This is a genomic window from Frigoribacterium sp. PhB24, from assembly GCF_003755185.1.
Taxonomy (GTDB): domain Bacteria; phylum Actinomycetota; class Actinomycetes; order Actinomycetales; family Microbacteriaceae; genus Frigoribacterium.
Map to the genome: position 1 here is coordinate 63,972 of NZ_RKIC01000015.1, position 18,731 is coordinate 82,702.

The 18,731-nt window shown below is 71.2% G+C and carries 16 protein-coding genes; 13 read left to right on the top strand and 3 right to left on the bottom strand.

Translation table 11 applies throughout. From position 1 onward, the window contains the following. Positions 1–261 precede the first annotated feature (261 nt). From ileS to ndk, 4 genes are all read left to right on the top strand, one after another. Positions 262–3,555 (top strand): isoleucine--tRNA ligase, encoded by a 3,294-nt coding sequence (ileS, locus tag EDF50_RS14540; RefSeq protein ID WP_123520229.1) that lies wholly within the window; start codon positions 262–264, stop codon positions 3,553–3,555. Further along, positions 3,552–4,958: a folylpolyglutamate synthase/dihydrofolate synthase family protein gene (locus EDF50_RS14545; RefSeq protein ID WP_123520230.1), complete on the top strand. Its 1,407-nt coding sequence runs from the start codon at positions 3,552–3,554 to the stop codon at positions 4,956–4,958. Before ileS ends, EDF50_RS14545 begins: the two co-directional genes overlap by 4 nt. Then, on the top strand, positions 4,955–5,371 hold the full coding sequence (locus EDF50_RS14550) for a DUF4233 domain-containing protein (RefSeq protein ID WP_123520231.1): 417 nt from the start codon (positions 4,955–4,957) through the stop codon (positions 5,369–5,371). Before EDF50_RS14545 ends, EDF50_RS14550 begins: the two co-directional genes overlap by 4 nt. Positions 5,372–5,441: 70 nt before the next feature. Next, positions 5,442–5,858, top strand: a complete 417-nt coding sequence (gene ndk, locus EDF50_RS14555) for a nucleoside-diphosphate kinase (RefSeq protein WP_123520232.1) — start codon at positions 5,442–5,444, stop codon at positions 5,856–5,858. Between the two features lie 94 nt (positions 5,859–5,952). Here ndk and EDF50_RS14560 read toward each other — a convergent pair whose 3' ends face one another. Next, positions 5,953–6,876, bottom strand: coding sequence for a thioredoxin domain-containing protein (locus EDF50_RS14560; protein ID WP_123520233.1), 924 nt, complete (start codon positions 6,874–6,876; stop codon positions 5,953–5,955). A 124-nt stretch (positions 6,877–7,000) separates the two neighbouring features. After that, the gene (locus EDF50_RS14565) at positions 7,001–7,630 is read right to left on the bottom strand and encodes a vitamin K epoxide reductase family protein (protein ID WP_233570661.1); all 630 of its coding nucleotides are present in this window, start codon (positions 7,628–7,630) and stop codon (positions 7,001–7,003) included. A gap of 484 nt (positions 7,631–8,114) precedes the next feature. Between EDF50_RS14565 and EDF50_RS14575 the strand changes: the two genes are divergently transcribed. The 5 genes from EDF50_RS14575 (at position 8,115) to EDF50_RS14595 (ending at position 15,120) form a co-directional block, all read left to right on the top strand. Continuing rightward, positions 8,115–10,919 carry an Rne/Rng family ribonuclease gene (locus tag EDF50_RS14575; RefSeq protein WP_370454002.1) on the top strand — a complete coding sequence of 935 codons (2,805 nt, stop codon included), beginning with the start codon at positions 8,115–8,117 and terminating at the stop codon, positions 10,917–10,919. A 69-nt stretch (positions 10,920–10,988) separates the two neighbouring features. Then, positions 10,989–11,744 carry a hypothetical protein gene (locus EDF50_RS14580; protein WP_123520236.1) on the top strand — a complete coding sequence of 252 codons (756 nt, stop codon included), beginning with the start codon at positions 10,989–10,991 and terminating at the stop codon, positions 11,742–11,744. Next, entirely contained in the window at positions 11,741–12,793 is a 1,053-nt protein-coding gene (locus tag EDF50_RS14585; protein WP_123520237.1) for a permease, read from the top strand. Before EDF50_RS14580 ends, EDF50_RS14585 begins: the two co-directional genes overlap by 4 nt. Then, positions 12,783–13,679, top strand: coding sequence for a TIGR03943 family protein (locus tag EDF50_RS14590; protein ID WP_123520238.1), 897 nt, complete (start codon positions 12,783–12,785; stop codon positions 13,677–13,679). Before EDF50_RS14585 ends, EDF50_RS14590 begins: the two co-directional genes overlap by 11 nt. A 61-nt stretch (positions 13,680–13,740) precedes the next feature. After that, entirely contained in the window at positions 13,741–15,120 is a 1,380-nt protein-coding gene (locus EDF50_RS14595; RefSeq protein WP_148076847.1) for a hypothetical protein, read from the top strand. A 36-nt stretch (positions 15,121–15,156) separates the two neighbouring features. Here the strand turns inward: EDF50_RS14595 and EDF50_RS14600 are convergent, their stop codons facing one another. Further along, positions 15,157–15,432: a DUF4031 domain-containing protein gene (locus tag EDF50_RS14600; protein ID WP_369794401.1), complete on the bottom strand. Its 276-nt coding sequence runs from the start codon at positions 15,430–15,432 to the stop codon at positions 15,157–15,159. Positions 15,433–15,565: 133 nt separating this feature from the next. On the opposite strand from EDF50_RS14600, the gene rplU reads away from it, so the two are divergent. From rplU to proB, 4 genes are all read left to right on the top strand, one after another. Continuing rightward, the gene (gene rplU, locus EDF50_RS14605; RefSeq protein WP_123520240.1) at positions 15,566–15,874 is read left to right on the top strand and encodes a 50S ribosomal protein L21; all 309 of its coding nucleotides are present in this window, start codon (positions 15,566–15,568) and stop codon (positions 15,872–15,874) included. An 18-nt stretch (positions 15,875–15,892) separates the two neighbouring features. After that, positions 15,893–16,159, top strand: a complete 267-nt coding sequence (rpmA, locus tag EDF50_RS14610) for a 50S ribosomal protein L27 (protein WP_123520241.1) — start codon at positions 15,893–15,895, stop codon at positions 16,157–16,159. Positions 16,160–16,303: 144 nt separating this feature from the next. After that, positions 16,304–17,854, top strand: a complete 1,551-nt coding sequence (obgE, locus tag EDF50_RS14615; protein ID WP_123520242.1) for a GTPase ObgE — start codon at positions 16,304–16,306, stop codon at positions 17,852–17,854. Next, a complete protein-coding gene (gene proB / locus EDF50_RS14620) occupies positions 17,851–18,696 on the top strand; it encodes a glutamate 5-kinase (protein ID WP_123520243.1) in 846 nt (281 codons plus the stop codon). Before obgE ends, proB begins: the two co-directional genes overlap by 4 nt. Positions 18,697–18,731 lie beyond the last annotated feature (35 nt).

Here is an 18,731-nt window from a genome sequence, read left to right on the forward strand (position 1 = left end):
CATCGATCCGGCCATCACCGGGGAGCACCCGGAAGAAAGCGACCCGCGGGCCCAGGCCCGATGGTCGTCGGTAGAACCGGGCGGGGCAGGCCCGTCACAGCCGCAGCAGAGCGGTCGCGGTCACCGTCCGAGAGGGCGAGGGCGGCGGCAAGCGGGGTGGTACCGCGCCACCCGGGTCAGGCACCCGGACGGCGTCCTCGTGGTCAGAAGGTCCCTCGGCCAGTGCAGCGGGGGCGACCCACCGCACGACCTGGAGAACCGATGACCTACCCCAAGGGTTCCGACGCCACCGGCGTCCCCGCCTCGCCGCGATTCCCCGAGATCGAGACCGGCGTCCTCGCCTTCTGGAAGCGCGACGACACCTTCGCCGAGTCGATCCGGGCACGCGAGGGCTGCGACGAGTGGGTCTTCTACGACGGCCCGCCGTTCGCCAACGGCCTGCCGCACTACGGCCACCTGCTGACCGGCTACGCGAAGGACGTGTTCCCGCGGTACCAGACCATGCGCGGCAAGCAGGTGCACCGACGCTTCGGCTGGGACACCCACGGTCTGCCCGCCGAGCTCGAGGCCATGCGCCAGCTCGGCCTGACCGAGAAGCACGAGATCGACGACATGGGCATCGACGTCTTCAACGCCGCCGCCCGACGGTCGGTGCTGCAGTACACCGACGAGTGGCAGCGATACGTCACCCGCCAGGCACGTTGGGTCGACTTCGACCACGACTACAAGACCCTCGACGTCGACTACATGGAGAGCGTCGTCTGGGCCTTCAAGCAGCTGCACGAGAAGGGCCTCGCCTACGAGGGCTTCCGCGTGCTGCCCTACTGCTGGCACGACCAGACCCCCCTGTCGAACCACGAGCTGCGCATGGACGACGACGTCTACAAGAACCGTCAGGACCAGACGGTCACCGTCGCCTTCCCGCTCGTCGGCGCCAAGGCCGAGGCGATCGGCCTGACGGGCGTGGAGGCCCTGGCCTGGACGACCACCCCGTGGACCCTCCCGACCAACATGGCTCTCGCCGTGGGCCCGGGCATCGAGTACGTGGCCGTGCCCCACGCGCTGCTGCCCGGTGAGCGGACCGGCGACCAAGAGCTGCTGACCGGCAGCGTGTTCCTGCTCGCCGCCGACACGCTCGGCGCCTACGCCCGCGACCTCGGCTACGAGTCCGCCGAGGCCGCCGAGGCCGCCGTCACCGCGACCTTCACCGGTGCCGAGCTCGAGGGCGTCGAGTACGACCGCATCTGGGACGTCTACGCCGACACCGAGGCCTGGGGCACCGAGAACGCCTGGCGCCTCCTGGTCGCCGACTACGTCGCGACGGGCGAGGGGACCGGCATCGTGCACCAGGCCCCGGCCTACGGCGAGGACGACCAGCTGGTCTGCGCCGCCGCCGGCATCCCGGTGATCGTCAGCGTCGACGACGGCGGACGCTTCCTGCCGATGTTCGACGAGTTGGGCGTGGCCGGCCTGCAGGTCTTCGACGCCAACAAGCCGCTCGTGCAGCGCCTGCGCGCCGACGGCCGTCTGGTGCGCCTCGCCAGCTACGAGCACAGCTACCCGCACTGCTGGCGCTGCCGCAACCCCCTCATCTACAAGGCTGTGTCGAGCTGGTTCGTGCGCGTCACCGAGTTCCGCGACCGCATGGGCGAGCTGAACCAGCAGATCACCTGGGTTCCCGACAACGTCAAGGACGGGCAGTTCGGCAAGTGGGTGGGCAACGCCCGCGACTGGTCGATCTCGCGCAACCGCTACTGGGGTTCGCCGATCCCGGTGTGGAAGAGCGACGACCCCGCCTACCCCCGCGTCGACGTCTACGGCTCCCTGGCCGAGATGGAGGCCGACTTCGGCCGTCTGCCGCTGAACGCCGACGGCGAACCCGACCTGCACCGGCCCTACATCGACGAGCTCACCCGCCCGAACCCCGACGACCCGACCGGTCAGAGCACGATGCGCCGCATCGAGGACGTCCTCGACGTGTGGTTCGACAGCGGGTCGATGCCCTTCGCCCAGGTGCACTACCCGTTCGAGAACCAGCAGTGGTTCGACGAGCACAGCCCCGCCGACTTCATCGTCGAGTACATCGGTCAGACCCGCGGCTGGTTCTACACGCTCCACACGCTGTCCACCGCCCTGTTCGACCGGCCGGCCTTCTCGAACGTCGTCAGCCACGGCATCGTGCTCGGCTCCGACGGCCAGAAGATGTCGAAGAGCCTGCGCAACTACCCCGACGTCAGCGAGGTCTTCGACCGCGACGGCGCCGACGCCATGCGTTGGTTCCTCATGTCGAGCTCGGTGATCCGCGGCGGCAACCTCGTCGTCACCGAAGAGGGCATCCGCGAGGGCGTGCGACAGTTCCTGTTGCCGCTCTGGAGCACCTGGTACTTCTTCTCGCTCTATGCCAACGCGGCACCAGGAGGCGCGGGTCGGCACGCGGCCGCCGGGTACGACGCGCAGTGGCGGACCGACTCGAGCGACGTCCTCGACCGCTACCTGCTCGCGAAGACGCGCCTCCTGGTCACCGACGTGGCGGCGGCCCTCGACGCCCTCGACACGCCGCTCGCCACCGCGACGCTGCGCGACTTCGCCGACGTGTTGACCAACTGGTACGTCCGTCGCTCGCGCGACCGGTTCTGGTCGGGCGACGACGTCGACGCCTTCGACACGCTCTACACGGTGCTCGAGACCCTCACCCGGGTCGCGGCGCCGCTCGCCCCGCTCGTCGCGGACGAGATCTACAAGGGCCTCACCGGCGGGCGCTCGGTGCACCTGACCGACTGGCCCGACGCCTCGGCCTTCCCGGCCGACGACGCCCTCGTGGACGCGATGGACGCCGTGCGTGCGGTCGCGTCGAGCGGTCTCGCGTTGCGCAAGGCGCAGGGGCTGCGCGTCCGCCTGCCGCTGGCCCGTCTGACGGTCGTCACGCCCGACCCCGAGGGACTCGAGGCGTTCGCCGACATCGTGCGCGACGAGCTCAACGTCAAGCAGGTCGTCGTGACCCGCCTGACGGAAGAGAGCCTCGGCGAGTACGGCGTCACCCGCAAGCTCACCGTGAACGCCCGGGCCGCCGGTCCGCGCATCGGCAAACAGGTGCAGCAGGTCATCCCCGCGGCGAAGAAGGGCGACTGGCAGCCCGCGGGCGAGAACGTCGTCGTCGGCGGCGTCGAGCTGCTGCCGGGCGAGTTCACCCTCGAGCTGGCCGTCGCCGACGCGTCGAGCGCCCTCGCCTTCGTCGGGGACGGCGGCTTCGTGCTGCTCGACACCGCGACCACGCCCGAGCTCGAGGCCGAGGGCCTGGCCCGTGACGTCGTGCGCGCCGTCCAGCAGGCCCGCAAGGTCGCCGACCTCGATGTGTCCGACCGCATCACCACCACGCTCACGACCGATGCCGCCGCGGCCGCCGCCGTCGAGGCCCACCGCGAGCTGATCTCCCGAGAGACCTTGACCACCGAGCTGCTCGTCGACGTCCACGAGGGCGTCGGCGACAGGCCCGAGAAGACCGTCGTCGGATCGGGCCCCGGCTCGGCCGTCGTCGTGGAGGTGCGACGCGCATGACGCCGAAGAAGAACGACCGAACGGGCGAGGGTTCCGACGACCGCGGAGGTGAGTTCGCGGCCGCCGCCCAGCGCGTCTACGACGAGCTGCTCGCGCGCATCGGCGAACAGGCCCCGCAGCCCCGGCTCGAGCCCACGCGACGTGCCGTCGAGCTGCTCGGGGACCCGCAGCGGGCCTACCCGGTGATCCACCTCACCGGTACCAACGGCAAGACGTCGACCAGTCGCATGATCGAGAGCATCCTGCGGGCGCACGGCCTGCGTACCGGGCTCATGACGAGCCCGCACCTCGTGCGCCTCAACGAGCGCATCGTCGTCGACGGCGAACCGATCAGCGACGAGCGACTGGTCGCGAACTGGGACGACATCCAGCCCTACCTCACCATGATCGACACCGACCTCGAGGCCTCGGGCGAGCCTGCCCTGACCTTCTTCGAGGCTCTGACGGTGCTCGCGTTCGCCTGCTTCGCGGACGCGCCGGCCGACGTGGTCGTGCTCGAGGTCGGCATGGGAGGCGAGTGGGACAGCACGAACGTCGCGGACGGCCAGGTCGCGGTCTTCACCCCGATCGCCCTCGACCACCAGAACCGGCTCGGCTCGACCGTGGCCGAGATCGCCCGCACCAAGGCCGGCATCGTCAAGCCCACGGCGGCCGTCGTCTCGGCATCGCAGACCCCCGAGGCCCTGGCCGAACTCGAACGGGCCGTCGAGCTGAGCGAAGGCTCGCTCGCGGTCGAGGGCACCGCCTTCGGCGTGGAGTCGACCACCGTCGCCGTCGGCGGCCAGGTCGTGACGATCCGCGGGCTCGCGGGCCGCTACGACGACCTGCTGCTGCCCCAGTTCGGCGACCACCAGGCCCAGAACGCGGCCGTGGCGGTCGCCGCGGTCGAGTCCTTCCTGGGAGGTGGGTCGCAGCCACTCGACCACGAGGTGCTCGCCGAGGGCCTGGCGAGCGCGACCTCGCCCGGTCGCCTGCAGATCGTGGCCAACGAGCCGACGATCCTGGTCGACGCCGCGCACAACCCGCACGGCGCCCGCGCCCTCGCCAAGGCGCTCGACGACTACTTCCAGTTCGGCGGCGTCGTCGCCGTGCTCAGCGTGCTGGCCGACAAGGACGCGGCGGGCATCGTCCGCGCCCTGGCCCCCACGGTCACCCAGTTCGTCGTGACCAGCTCCCAGTCCGACCGCGCCATCGACGCCGACGAGCTCGCGGCCATCGCGGTGGGCGTCGTCGGTGCCGACCGCGTCGTCGTCGAGACCGATCTCGTCGCGGCCCTGCGCACGGCCCGCGACCTGGCCGACGAGGTCGAGGGCGACGAGCCCGGCGGCGTCGTGGTCACGGGCTCCATCACGCTGGTCGGCGACGTCATCGCCCTCTCGCAGCAGCCCGAGGGGCTCTCGTGACCGCGGCCGCGCCTCCGTCCGGACCGGCCGGACGGGCCCCTCGGGCCCGTCGTCGTCGCGGCGCGGCGGAGAGCCTCCTCTCGATCGTCCTCGTGCTCGAGGCCATGACGCTGTTCTTCGTCACCCTCGTCGTCTTCGGGCGGCAGCTGCTGCCCGCGGGAGTCGCCTGGGGCGGCGGCCTCGGCGCGATCGTGCTGACGCTGCTGATCTCGCAGACCCTGCGCTGGCGGTGGGGCGTGGCCCTCGGCTGGCTCGTCCAGCTCGGCCTGGTGGCATGCGGCTTCCTCGACCCGGTCATGTTCGTCGTGGCCGCGCTGTTCGTCGCCATCTGGACCTACTGCCTCGTCAAGGGCACGCAGCTCGACCGTATGAACGCCGCACGCTCGCGCGACGTCCCGCGCGACGCCGCCTGAGCCGAGCACCCTCCATCCGTTCGTCGGGCCTCCGCCCGTGAGCCACCCACCACCCACCGAAAGAGGAGCAATGTCCGATCTCGAAGAAACCCTCGTCCTCGTCAAGCCCGACGGCGTCGCCCGCGGCCTGACCGGCGAGATCCTGCGCCGCATCGAGGCCAAGGGGTACTCGCTCGTCGACGTCCGCCTCGTCCAGGCCGACCGCGACCTGCTCGCGAAGCACTACGAGGAGCACGTGGGCAAGCCCTTCTACGAACCCCTCGTCGAGTTCATGCAGAGCGGCCCGACCGTGGCCCTCCGCATCGCGGGCGACGCCGTCATCACGGGCTTCCGCTCGCTGGCCGGCACGACCGACCCGACGACCGCCGCGCCCGGCACGATCCGGGGCGACCTCGGTCGCGACTGGGGGCTCAAGGTGCAGCAGAACCTGGTGCACGGCAGCGACAGCCCCGAGAGCGCCGCGCGCGAGCTGGCCCTCTGGTTCTGAGCCACCGACCGGCGTGACGCCGGAGTGCGACCGAGCCCGCGCCTCCTGATCGACTCAGGAGGCGCGGGCTCGGTCGCGTCGACGGGTCGCGTCGTCAGGGGGTCGGCGTCGCCGTCGAGCCCTCGGGCTCGCCCGTGCCGGCGTCGCCCGTCGGAGCGCCGTTCTGCACCTCGGCGACGAACTGCGCGAAGGCGCTCGCGTCGGTCAGCGAGCCCTGGTACTGCTGGCCGTTGACCAGGACGAGCGGGGTGCTGCCGAGCTTGTCGAGCGCCGAGTTCGGGATCGGGTCGTTCAGTGCCCGCTGGGTGGCCGAGGCGACCCAGTCCTCGAAGTCGCCACCCTTGATGCACGAGGGGATCTGATCGTCGGTCGCCCCGGCGCCCTGCACCAGCGTGACGAGCTCGTCGTTCGTCAGGCCCCGGGTGTTCTCCTCGGGCTGTTGTGCGAAGAGGGCCGTGTTGACGTCGAGGGCCTTGTCGGGCTCGTGGTTCGCGACACAGGCGAAGGCGTTGGCGGCCCGGGTCGAGTACCGGCTGCCCTGCGAGGCGTTGTCGAGGAACCCGATGGGATGCAGTGCCAGGGTGGCGGCACCACTCGAGACGGCCTCGGTGAGCTGCTGGGCGTTCGTCGTGTCGAACTGGCCGCAGAACGGGCACATGTAGTCGAGGTAGACCACGATCGACGGCACGGCGCCCGAGGCGCTCGGGGCCGGGGTCGGGGTCGCGTCGGCGGCGAGGGCACCGCTCGGGACAGGGGTGACCGCCCCGTTCGAGCCCTCGAGCACCAGGCCGTCGCTGGCCATGTTCGCCGGGCCGGGCCCGGCCGGTCTGATCGACTGCGTGATGACGAGCGCGACGACCGCGAGGACGGCGACGACGCCGACGACCAGTCCGCCCTGCAGGAGCCACTTGTTGCGGCGTCGCCGTCGGGCCTCGGCCTCGCGGGTGACGCGTGCCTTCTCGCGGGCCGCCTCGCGGCGCTCTTTCTTGGTGGCGGGGGAGTCGGTGGGTGGAGTCATCAGTCCTCGTCGTGGTCCGGGGGGTCGTCAGGACAGGGTGGCGAGATCGCCCTTGATTCCGCTGGGAGTCGCCTGGGTGCCGTGTCCGTTCGAGGGGGCGCAGGGCGACGAGAGGAGGCGCGGGTCAGCCGAACAACGTCGGCAGCAGCAGCGGGAACACCACCACGATCGTGGTCGCGACCACGATGTAGTTGAGCACCGGCAGCACCCACGAGTAGGGCAGGAACCGTGCCGCCGCCCGCTGCAACGGCCCCTCGGGCACGGTCACGCCGCGGGCGAGTCCCCAGACGGTGAAGACCCAGAACAGCGGGATCGTGAGGAGCCAGACGAGCATGCACCACGGGCAGAGGGCACCGATGACGAACACCGTCTGCGTGAAGAGCCAGGTGACGAAGACCCAGGCGAGCAGGAGTCCGAGGTCGAACACCACCCAGAACCACCGCGCGAAGCGGGCTCCGGCGAGCAACCCGAGCCCCACGGCCACCGGAGCGGCGAAGCCGATCAGGCCGAGGATCGGGTTGGGGAAGCCGAAGAGCGACGCCTGCCAGCTGTTGATGACCGGGGAACAGCCCACGAACGGGTTGACGTCGCAGCCGAGCGCCGCGCCCGGGTTCTCGAGCAACCGGAACTTGTCGAGGGTGAGGGCGAAGGACCCGACCAGACCGCCGAGACCGGCGACGACGAGCAGCACGGCCGCGACGAACGGGGTGCGGCCGGTGGGCAGGGTCACGGCCCGAGGCGTCTCGACGGTCACGGTCAGCAGTATCGCACGGGCCGTCCCGGCGTCCGCTTGACCCCGCTCGGGCCGAGGCGTGCGATAATCGAGCCAGTCGTGGGGCCCAGGCCCCGAGATCCAGGCTTACCGGGCAGTGCCGGCCGTCGTCGTCATGCGAGAGATCGCGTGGTCGACCAGGTCGAGCGGAAACCGGGCCAGAGCGCAGGCGCTCATCGTCGGATGGCCAGTTCCGAACCAGCAAGGCGACACGAAGAACAGCACGTCGACGAACGACACCGAGGGCGACGACCGCAGGTCGGTCGACACCCCGGGTGACCGAACGTGACGTGTCCGACAAGGCGCGCCGTGACAGGGCGCGGTGGTCAGGGACAGGTGCCACGTCACCGCCCGACCACGACACGAGAATTCCTGCCGACGGCATGGCCTCGGCGGGGCGAGGAGCGCACCGCAAGTGGTGAACGACAACACAGACAACGACGGACGTCCGAAGAAGAGAAGGGGATTGTTCGCAGGCCTCAGGGCTCGCCAGGCAGCGCTCGACGCCGCCCAGGCGACGAGCCCCGACGCGCAGCAGAGAGCGCTCCCTTCACCCGTCCGGACGACAGACGACGCCCAGGAGGCATCACCCGTGACCCACGAGACCGAGACCACCGACGATCAGGTCGCGGCCCAGGCCCCGACCTCCGACCCGGGCACCACCGACGCCGTCGCCGAGGCGTTCGTCGCCGCGGCGACCGAGCAGGCCCCGAGCGACCAGCCGACGTCCGACGAGACGTCCTCGTCGCCGATCCCGGCGAACCTGACGACCACGACGCTCATCTTCCACGCCCCCGAGATCAGCGTCCTCCCGGCACGCCCCGGTCGTCGGCAGCGCGACGACCGCGACGACCGGTACGACGCCGACGACTCGTGGGACGACGACCGCGACGGAGACGACGACCGTGACGACCGCGAGCAGCAGCCGGCCTCGCGTCGCCGCCAGCGTGGCCGCTCGCAGGACCGCGAGGAGCGCGACTCCGAGACCCGTGGTCGCGAACGCGCCCCGCGTCAGGCCGAGCTCATCACCGAGCCCCAGCGCATCAAGGGCTCGACGCGTCTCGAGGCGAAGAAGCAACGCCGTCGTGACGGCCGCGACGCGGGTCGCCGACGCACCGTCATCACCGAGGCCGAGTTCCTCGCTCGCCGCGAGAGCGTCGACCGGAAGATGATCGTCCGTTCGTCGGGCGACCGCATCGAGATCGGCGTGATGGAAGACGGCACCCTGGCCGAGCACTACGTCGCCAAGGCCCAGAACGTCTCGCTCATCGGCAACGTGTACCTGGGGCGCGTGCAGAACGTCCTGCCCAGCATGGAAGCCGCCTTCGTCGACATCGGTCGCGGTCGCAACGCCGTCCTGTACTCGGGCGAGGTCGACTGGGACTCGCTGTCGACGGGCAACCAGCCCCGCCGCATCGAACTGGCCCTCAAGCCCGGCGACCGCGTGCTCGTCCAGGTCACGAAGGACCCGGTCGGCCACAAGGGCGCCCGTCTCACCAGCCAGATCTCGCTGCCGGGCCGCTACCTCGTGTACGTCCCGAACGGTTCGATGAACGGCATCAGCCGCAAGCTGCCCGACACCGAGCGCGCGCGCCTCAAGAAGATCCTGAAAGAGGCCCTGCCCGAGAACACCGGCGTGATCGTGCGCACGGCGGCCGAGGGGGCGACCGAAGAGCAGCTGACCCTCGACGTCAAGCGCCTCACGAACCAGTGGGCCGACATCGAGAAGAAGGTCGCGGCGGGCAACGCCCCGAACCAGCTGCACTCCGAGCCCGACCTGCTGATCAAGATCGTGCGCGACGTCTTCAACGAGGACTTCCACGAGATGGTCATCGACGGCGACGAGGCCTTCGAGACGCTGCAGTCGTACCTCTCGGCCGTTGCTCCCGACCTCATGGACCGCGTCAAGCGCTACGAGGGCGACAAGGACGCGTTCGACGAGTACCGCCTCAACGAGCAGATCGAGAAGGCGCTCGACCGCAAGGTCTGGCTGCCCTCGGGCGGCTCGCTCGTCATCGACCGCACCGAGGCGATGACCGTCGTCGACGTCAACACCGGCAAGTTCGTCGGCTCGGGGGGAAACCTCGAGGAGACCGTCACCAAGAACAACCTCGAGGCCGCCGAAGAGATCGTCCGTCAGCTCCGTCTGCGAGACATCGGCGGCATCATCGTCGTCGACTTCATCGACATGGTGCTCGAATCCAACCGCGACCTCGTGTTGCGTCGCCTGGTCGAGTGCCTGAGCCGTGACCGCACCAAGCACCAGGTGGCCGAGGTCACCTCGCTCGGGCTGGTCCAGATGACGCGCAAGAAGCTCGGCCTCGGCCTGGCCGAGTCGTTCTCCGAGGCCGGCAGCGCCGCCCGCGTGCAAGAGCAGCAGCCCCGCAAGGGCGGCCAACAGGGTGACCGCCGACGCGGCGGCCAGGCCGGCGGTCCGGGCAAGTCGGGTGGCAACGGCCACAACACCGGCGCCGGCGCCGGCACCGCTCCGCAGTCCGGTCGTGGCGGCCCCTCGTCGCCGACCGGTGGAGCGCACCCCACGACGGGCACCCACGCCATCACCGACGACGTGAAGAACGCCCTCTCGCGCATCGCGGCGAGCACCATCGCCCACGCCGAAGAAGGCGGCCCCAAAGACGACGACGCGGCCAGCCAGGCCGCGGCGGCGGTCGAGGCCGCCATCGACGCCGCGGCAGCGAGCGCCACGAAGGCCGAGCCGGCCACCGACGCGTCGACCGACGCGGGCGACGAGGGCCGTCGCGGCCGCTCCGGTCGCAAGGGTCGTCGTGGCTCGTCACGCGCGCAGCGCGAAGCCGGCGAGTCGACCGACGAGGCGGCACCCGCCGAACCGGCGACGCCTGATGCGACCGTCGGCGTGATCGAGGTCCCGGCGGCGGCACCGGCCGAGCGACCGGCCGCCACCGCGAGCGCGTCCGTCGACGAACCCACGGAGGCGCGGGTCGAGAAGACCACGGAGCGTCGCCGTTCGTCGGCCACGGTCTCGACCCCGGACGCCACGGTCGCGATCCTCGACATCCCGGTGGCGACCACGCAGCGCGAGCCGCGTCGGATCAGCAGCCAGGACGCCGAGCAGCTCCTCGACTCGGTGCTGGGCGCGTTGCCCGAACCGAAGCAGCCCGGACAGGGACGCTCGCGCTCGCGCCGCGCCTCCAGCCAGGGCACGACCGCGGCGGCTCCTGCCGAGCCGGCGACGGCCGGCGAGTCCGGTCCGTTCATCCTCGGCGTGGGGGTCAGCTCCGACGATCTGTGAGTCGTCTAGGGTGACTTCGTGCCTCTGACCCAGCCCGGAACCCCGACCGTCAGGTCGAGGTTCCGGGCTGTGTCCGTCTCGGTCTCGGGGCCCGAGGGGCGCGAGCGTCTGCTCGTCGCGGCCACGGCCCTCGTGGTCGTGCTGGTCGCCCGCTTCGTCCTCGGGCTCGTGGCGCTCGTCGGCTCCGCCGTCGGGTTCTCGGTGACGGCGTTCCCGAGCGGCTTCGTCGCGACGCCCGTCGGACAGTTCCTCGGCAGCTTCGTCTTCTATCCCTTCCCGTTCTACGTCGCCGCGTTCGTCGTGCTCGCCGCCGTGCGGCCGCTCACGCCGCGGTCCGACCTCCGCACGGTGGTCCGCAACGCGGTGGTCGCGGGCATCGTCGGCACCGTCGCGTTGGCGGTCGTCGGCATCGTCCCCGGCATCGTGCTCTCGATCAGTGGCGGCACCTGGGTGAACCTGGCGCTCTACCTGACGACCATCCCCCTGTCGGCCGGCATCGTCGACACGGCCCTGCTCGTCGCCGGGGCGGTGCTCGCCCGACTGTGGCTGGGTGGCGGAGACGGCGACGAGGTCTGGGCGGTCGAACCCGCGCCTCGGGTCGTCGAGGCCGAGCCGGCGGACGACGCGACGGACCTCGTCGACGACGCCGCGCCTCCTGCCCCCGGTGGCGCGCGCGCCGGCCGTGTCCCGACGGGCGTCGCCGGCGGGCCGTCGGCACCCGCCGTCCCGCCCGAGCGTCCCGTCGTGCCGGCGCACCCGGCACCCGCCCCGGACGACTGGTCGCGTTTCGCGCCCCCGGACGGCCCGAGCGAGGACGAGCGGTGAGCGCTCCCGTCCGGGAGCGCTCAGACCTCGCCGGGCACGACGCCGGCCGTCGTGCGCGCCGCGCGCCGTCGCGCGTCCCACTGCTCGTCGCCGGCGGGCTCGTGCTCGCCGTGCTCGTGGCCGTCCGCGTCGCCTCGCCCCTGCTCGGCCCCGGTCTGCTGCCGAACGCCCTCCAGGACTTCGTCACGCTGACCATCAGCGTCATCGTCGAGTCGATGCCGTTCGTCCTGCTCGGCATCGTGCTGTCGATCATCGTGCAGGAGTGGCTGCCCCAGGCGTTCTTCTCGTCGTGGCTGCCGAGGCGGGGGCTGCCCCGTCGGGCCGTGATCTCGTTCCTCGGCATGTTCCTCCCCGTGTGCGAGTGCGGCAACGTGCCGCTGGCGCGGGGGCTCGTGCTCAAAGGCTTCACGGTGTCGGAATCCATGACGTTCCTGCTCGCGGCGCCGATCCTCAACCCGATCACGATCATCACCACGCACCAGGCGTTCGGGTGGGACAACGGCATTCTCGTCGCCCGGCTGATCGGCGGGTTCGTGATCGCGAACCTGATCGGCTGGCTGTTCAGCAAGCACCCGAACCAGCAGAGCCTGCTCACGTCCTCGTTCGCGGCCGAATGCCGCGTCGACGACGGGCACGGGCACGGGCGGGGCCGCACGGCGAAGAGCGTCGACCTGTTCCGTCGCGAGATGTCGACGATGATGCCGGCGCTCTTCATCGGCGCGGCCGTCGCCGGCGCGATCCAGACGATCGTGCCCCGGTCGGTGCTCGTGACGCTCGGCAGCAATCCCGTCTGGTCGGTGCTGGCGATGATGGTGTTGGCCTTCGTCATCTCGATCTGCTCGAACGTCGACGCGTTCTTCGTGTTGCCGTTCGCCTCGACCTTCATGCCCGGCGGCATCGCCGCCTTCCTCGTCTTCGGTCCGATCATCGACGTCAAGATGCTCGCCCTGCTGCGGACGACCTACACGCCCAAGGTGCTCGGGCAGGTCACCCTCGTGGTGGCCCTGACGAGCGCCGCGATCGGACTGGTGGTCAACTATGTCGCCTAGCCCTGCTCCCGGCCCCTGGCGCCGACTGCTCGACCGGTGGCAGGGGGTGCTGCTGACGCTCGTCGTCGGCGTCGCCACCCTCTGGCTCGCCGCGACCGGTCAACTCGTGCTGTACATCCACCCCCGGTACGACGTCTTCACGGTCGTGATGATCGGCATCGGCATGCTGCTTTCGCTCGCCACGCTCGCGTTCTCGCCCGTCCGGGGCGACGACGAGGGTGACCACGCGGGCCACGACCACGCGGGCCACGACCACGCGGGCCTGGACCACGACGGGCGGCTCGACGCGTCCGACGTGCCCGCGGTCGAGGACGGCCTCCGCCCCCGTCGACGTCGGCCGCTGGCCACGGGCGCCCGCCGTCTGGCCTTCTCGGCCGGCGTCGTCGTCACGGCTGCGATCGCGATCGCCGTCGTCGCCGTGCCGCCGGCCACGCTCACCAGTGCCACCGCCGGCCAGCGCGACGTCAACTCGTCGACCGCGGCGCTCGACCGCACGTCCGTGGCCGACGCGACCAGCGCCTCCTCGGACGCCTACCGGTCGTTCAGCGTCCTCGACTGGGCGGGACTGCTGCGACAGACCACCGACCTCGCCTTCTACGAGGGCAAGACCGCCGACATCGTCGGGTTCGTCACACCGTCCGACACCGATCCCGACGACGTGTTCTACGTCTCGCGCTTCGTCATCACGTGCTGCGCCGTCGACGCCCAGCCCGTCGGCGTCCCCGTCTACCTGCCGGGTTGGCAGGACCAGGTCGCCGCGGACGACTGGGTCGAGGTGACCGGGGGTTTCGACACGAACCGCAGCAGCTCGAGCCAGGACCCCGTCGCCCTCGTGCCGGACGACGTCACCACCGTGGGACAGCCCAGTGACCCGTACCTCTACTGAGGACGGGCGGAACCGGGGCGCGATGCGAGGGAGCACCCCGGACCCGTTCGCCTCGGACCCCGTGTTCCTCACCGAGGACGACGCCCGCGACGCCCAGGCCCGCTGGCGCACCCGGTGGGTCGCCGTCGTGACCGTCCTCGCGGTGGTCTGTGCCGCCTTCGTCGGGCTGACGTACTTCCAGGGGCCGAGGACGTCGGACACGCAGGTCGACGCCACCGCCGCGGTCGAGCGTCCGGGCCAGCAGCTGAGGGTGTTCGCCAACCAGGCGCTCGCGCACGTCGACGCCTCGCAGGTGGTCGTGACCCCCGCGACGGCGTTCACGGTCCAGACCTCCGGCGACGTGGTCGCGGTGACGTTCACCGACCGGCTCGACTACGCGACCGACTACCACGTGCGCGTCGACGGCGTCTCGAGCGTCTACCAACGGCAGACCTCGACCCTGGAGGCCCGGTTCAGCACGCCCGCGGCCACGCTGTACCGGCTCGTGCGGGGCACGGGCGGGGCCGACGACCGCATCGAACGGGCCGGGCTCCGGGACTCCGACCGCGCGATCGTCTGGTCGGCTCCGAGGATTCAGGCCTACGAGGTGTTCGACTCGGCGGTCGCCGTCGTCACGGACGACGGGACACAGAGCAGCCTCAGCCTCGTGTCGCTCGACGGGGCCGCCGTCGAGACCCTGCCCGTCCCCGACCAGCCCGGCCTGATCACGCGCTTCGCGGCCGACCGCGCCACCACGACGCTGGCGTTCTCGTTCCGGCCGACGGGCTCGGACGTCGAGACGCTCTACACGTTGCCCCTGCAGGGGGAGCGGGCGGTGGCCCCGGTCCTCGCCCTCTCGGGGCAGCCCGTCGAACCGGCCGACTGGGCGTTCGTCCCCGGCGAGGACGACGTCGTCGTGCAGGCCCTCGACGACTCGGTGAGCGTCATCGACCTCTCGGGCGTCGACCCCGTGCGACCCGTGGGCACGTACTCCCTGCTGCAGGGCGTCTCGCTCGACGGGACGACCCTGGTCGCCGCGTCGAGCATCGCGTCGATGGTCGTGGACCTCGCCACCGGCGACGAACGCCCTCGGGCACCCGCCCCGGTCGACGGGGTCCTGCCCTTCGCCGGGCCCCTCGTGGCCCTCGACGCGTCCCATGTGGTGCAGCAGGTGTCGGTTCCGTCCGACGACGGAGCGACCTACCGCACGCTGGTCGTCGCGGACGACGGTGCCACCTCGCGGACGCTCTGGCAGCCTCCGAGCGCCTCCGGCGTCATCGAGGGCTTCGACGTCTCTCCGAACGGGCAGTACCTGGCGGTGCAGTCGGTCGGGGACGCGACCACGCCGACGGACTACTCGTACACGATCGATCCCGTCGCCGACGGGGTCACGACCACGATCGTCGACATCGCGTCGGGCTCGGTCGTGGCCAGCTACGAGGGCTTCGACACGACCTGGTGACCGCCCGGGGCGGGGTCGCCCCGGACGGACGGATCGCTAGGCCGTGAGCCCGCGCTTGACCCGCTGGGACACCCGCAGTCCGCTGCGTTCGAGGCGGCGGGCGAGATCGAGCCCCGTGACGGCGACGGCGCCCCCGGCGATCAACTCGGCCCGTCGCGACTCGGGCACGTCGTAGTGGTCGTGGTCGAACCCGCGGCGGGGGATGCCGTGACGGGCGGCGAACGCGTGCAGCTCGTCGTAGGAGTCATCGCTCACCAGGTGGGCCCACAACGTGTCGTGGGCAGGCCAGACGGCCTCGTCGATCAGGATCACGCCCTGGATGCTAGTCGTCGGCCCGGCTCCGGGCGCGTTGACGACCCCAGCAGCCCCCTGTACGATGGGCGGTTGGTGCGCGCCGGCTCGAGGTCGCGTCGTGCCGGACACCCCCAACTCTTAAGGAACAGACATGGTCTACGCAGTCGTGCGCGCCGGTGGTCGGCAGGAGAAGGTCGAGGTCGGCACGATCGTCACCCTCGATCGCCTCAAGGCCGCCGAAGGCGACGCCATCACCCTCCCCGCCGTGCTGCACGTCGACGGTGACACCGTCACCTCGGCCGCCGACGCCCTGGCGAAGATCACGGTGACCGCCGAGGTGTTGAACGACCTGCGCGGCCCGAAGATCGTCATCCAGAACTACAAGAACAAGACCGGTTACAAGCGTCGCATGGGCTTCCGTGCCGACCTGACCCGCGTCAAGATCACCTCGATCAACTGAGCTAGGGGCTGAGAACACATGGCACACAAAAAAGGCGCATCGTCCACCCGCAACGGTCGTGACTCGAACGCGCAGCGCCTCGGCGTGAAGCGCTTCGGCGGCCAGGTCGTCCTCGCCGGCGAGATCATCGTCCGCCAGCGCGGTACCCACTTCCACCCCGGCGTCAACGTCGGCCGCGGCGGCGACGACACCCTCTTCGCCCTCGCCCCCGGCTCGGTCGAGTTCGGTAACAAGGGCGGCCGCAAGGTCGTCAACATCGTCGCCTCCGCGACGGCGACGGTCTAGAGAGACCACGCGGCGTCGGCACACGACCCGCATCGGCGGCCCCTCGAGGGTCGCACCGTCTGGGGCGAGCATCCTGCTCGCCCCAGACGTGTTTGACCCGGGCAGCTCGCACCGGCACGCACAGACAAAGAGATCAAGCACCTCATGGCCACATTCGTCGACCAAGTGACCCTCCACCTCCGCGCCGGCAACGGTGGCAACGGCTGCGTGTCCGTCAAGCGCGAGAAGTTCAAGCCCCTGGCAGGTCCCGACGGCGGCAACGGCGGCCACGGCGGGGACGTCGTCATCGTCAGCGACACCGGCGTCACGACCCTGCTCGGCTTCCACCGCGCCCCGCATCGGTCCAGTGACAACGGCGGCTTCGGCATGGGCGACCACCGCGCCGGCACCAACGGCGAGACCCTCGAACTCGTCGTACCCGTCGGCACCGTCGTCAAGTCCGCAGACGGCGTCGAGCTGATCGACATGGTCGAGCCGGGCATGCGCTACGTCGCCGCCGAGGGCGGCATCGGGGGCCTCGGCAACGCTGCCCTGTCGTCGACCAAGCGCAAGGCGCCCGGGTTCGCCCTCCTCGGCACCCCCGGCTGGGCCGGGGACGTGCTGCTCGAGCTCAAGGTCGTCGCCGACGTCGCGCTGGTGGGCTACCCGTCGGCCGGCAAGTCGAGCCTCGTCGCCGCCCTCTCGGCCGCGAAGCCGAAGATCGCCGACTACCCCTTCACGACGCTGCACCCCAACCTCGGCGTCGTCGAGTCGGGTGACACGCGGTACACGGTCGCCGACGTCCCCGGCCTCATCGAGGGCGCCAGCGAGGGCAAAGGGCTCGGACTCGAGTTCCTCCGCCACGTCGAGCGCTGCTCGGCCCTGCTGCACGTGCTCGACTGTGCGACCCTCGATCCGGGCCGAGACCCACTGACCGACCTCGACGTCATCCTGCGCGAGCTCGAGGCCTACCCCGTCCCCGACGGTCAGAAGCCGTTGCTCGAGCGCCCGCAGATGATCGCGTTGAACAAGGTCGACGTGCCCGACGGCCGCGAACTGGCCGACTTCGTCACCCCCGAGCTCGAGGCCCGCGGCTACCGCGTCTTCGAGATCTCGGCGGTGAGCCACGAGGGCCTGCGCAACCTGTCCTTCGCGCTGGCCGAGGTCGTCGAGGCCAGCCGGGCCGAGATCGCCGCGCGCCCCGCGCCTCCTCGCATCGTCATGCGTCCCCGCGCCGTCAACGAGAAGCCCTTCGTCATCCGGGTCGAAGGCGGCACTTACGGCAACGTGTACCGCATCCTCGGTCAGAAGCCCGAGCGCTGGGTCGTCCAGACCGACTTCAACAACGAAGAGGCCGTGGGCTACCTGGCCGACCGACTCAACGCGATCGGCGTCGAGGACGCCCTGTTCAAGGCCGGCGCGCAGGCCGGTTCGACGGTCGTCATCGGCCCCGAGGGCGGCATCGTCTTCGACTGGGAGCCCACCCTGACCTCGACGGCCGAGCTCATGACGAGCGCCCGCGGCACCGATCCGCGTCTGATCCAGAACGACCGGCCGACCCGCAACCAGCGTCGTGAGGAGTACTTCGAGCGCATGGACGCCAAGGCCGAGGCCCGCGCCGAGCTGCAGCGCGAGCGCGCCGCCGGTCTGTGGACCGACGACGAGGGGTTCCTCGTGAAAGAGGGCGACGACGCCGACGGCGACGAGCGGGCGTGACCGGGGGCGTCGTCGACCGCGCCGGCCTCGGCACGGCCCGTCGCATCGTGGTCAAGGTCGGCTCGTCGTCGATCAGTGGCGAGAACGCGGGCCAGATCGACGCGTTGGTCGACGCCCTCGCCGCGACGTACGGTCGAGGCGCCCAGGTCGTCCTCGTGTCGTCCGGGGCCATCGCCACGGGCCTGCCGCACCTGCGGGTCGACTCCCGACCGACCGACCTCGCGACGCAGCAGGCGGCCGCCGCCGTCGGGCAGAACGTCCTGATCTACCGGTACCAGCAGAGCCTGCGCCGCTACGGCATCGTGGCCGGGCAGGTGCTGTTGACCGCCGGCGACATGCAGAACCCGACCCACCGCAGCAACGCCCAGCGCGCCATGGAGCGCCTGCTCGAGCTGCGCATCCTGCCGATCGTCAACGAGAACGACACCGTCGCCACCCACGAGATCCGGTTCGGTGACAACGACCGGCTCGCGGCGCTGGTGTCGCAGCTGATCGGTGCCGACGCCCTCGTGCTGCTCAGTGACGTCGACGCCCTCTACACCCGGCCGCCACACGAGCCGGGAGCCGTCGCCATCGTCGACGTGCCGTTCGGCGACGACCTCGCCGGGGTCACGTTCGGTGCCGCCGGTGCGGCCGGCGTCGGCACCGGAGGCGCGGGGACGAAGGTCGCGGCCGCCCGGTTCGCGGCCGAGGCCGGCACCCCCGTCCTCGTGACGAGCACCGGCAACGTCGCCCGTGCCCTCGCCGGCGAGCACGTCGGCACCTTCTTCGAGGCGGCGGGAGCCGCGGGGTCGGGATCTGCGACGGCGGGCGCCGGGTCCGCGGGCGAGCGACCGGCCTGACCCGCGCCTCCCGCGTTCTCGTCCGTCCGCGAGGG

Coding starts and splice junctions, on each gene's coding strand:
- ileS (WP_123520229.1), top strand. CDS start 262: ATGACCTACCCCAAGGGTTCCGACGCCACCGGCGTCCCCGCCTCGCCG.
- EDF50_RS14545 (WP_123520230.1), top strand. CDS start 3,552: ATGACGCCGAAGAAGAACGACCGAACGGGCGAGGGTTCCGACGACCGC.
- ndk (WP_123520232.1), top strand. CDS start 5,442: ATGTCCGATCTCGAAGAAACCCTCGTCCTCGTCAAGCCCGACGGCGTC.
- EDF50_RS14560 (WP_123520233.1), bottom strand. CDS start 6,876: ATGACTCCACCCACCGACTCCCCCGCCACCAAGAAAGAGCGCCGCGAG.
- EDF50_RS14590 (WP_123520238.1), top strand. CDS start 12,783: ATGTCGCCTAGCCCTGCTCCCGGCCCCTGGCGCCGACTGCTCGACCGG.
- rplU (WP_123520240.1), top strand. CDS start 15,566: ATGGTCTACGCAGTCGTGCGCGCCGGTGGTCGGCAGGAGAAGGTCGAG.
- rpmA (WP_123520241.1), top strand. CDS start 15,893: ATGGCACACAAAAAAGGCGCATCGTCCACCCGCAACGGTCGTGACTCG.
- obgE (WP_123520242.1), top strand. CDS start 16,304: ATGGCCACATTCGTCGACCAAGTGACCCTCCACCTCCGCGCCGGCAAC.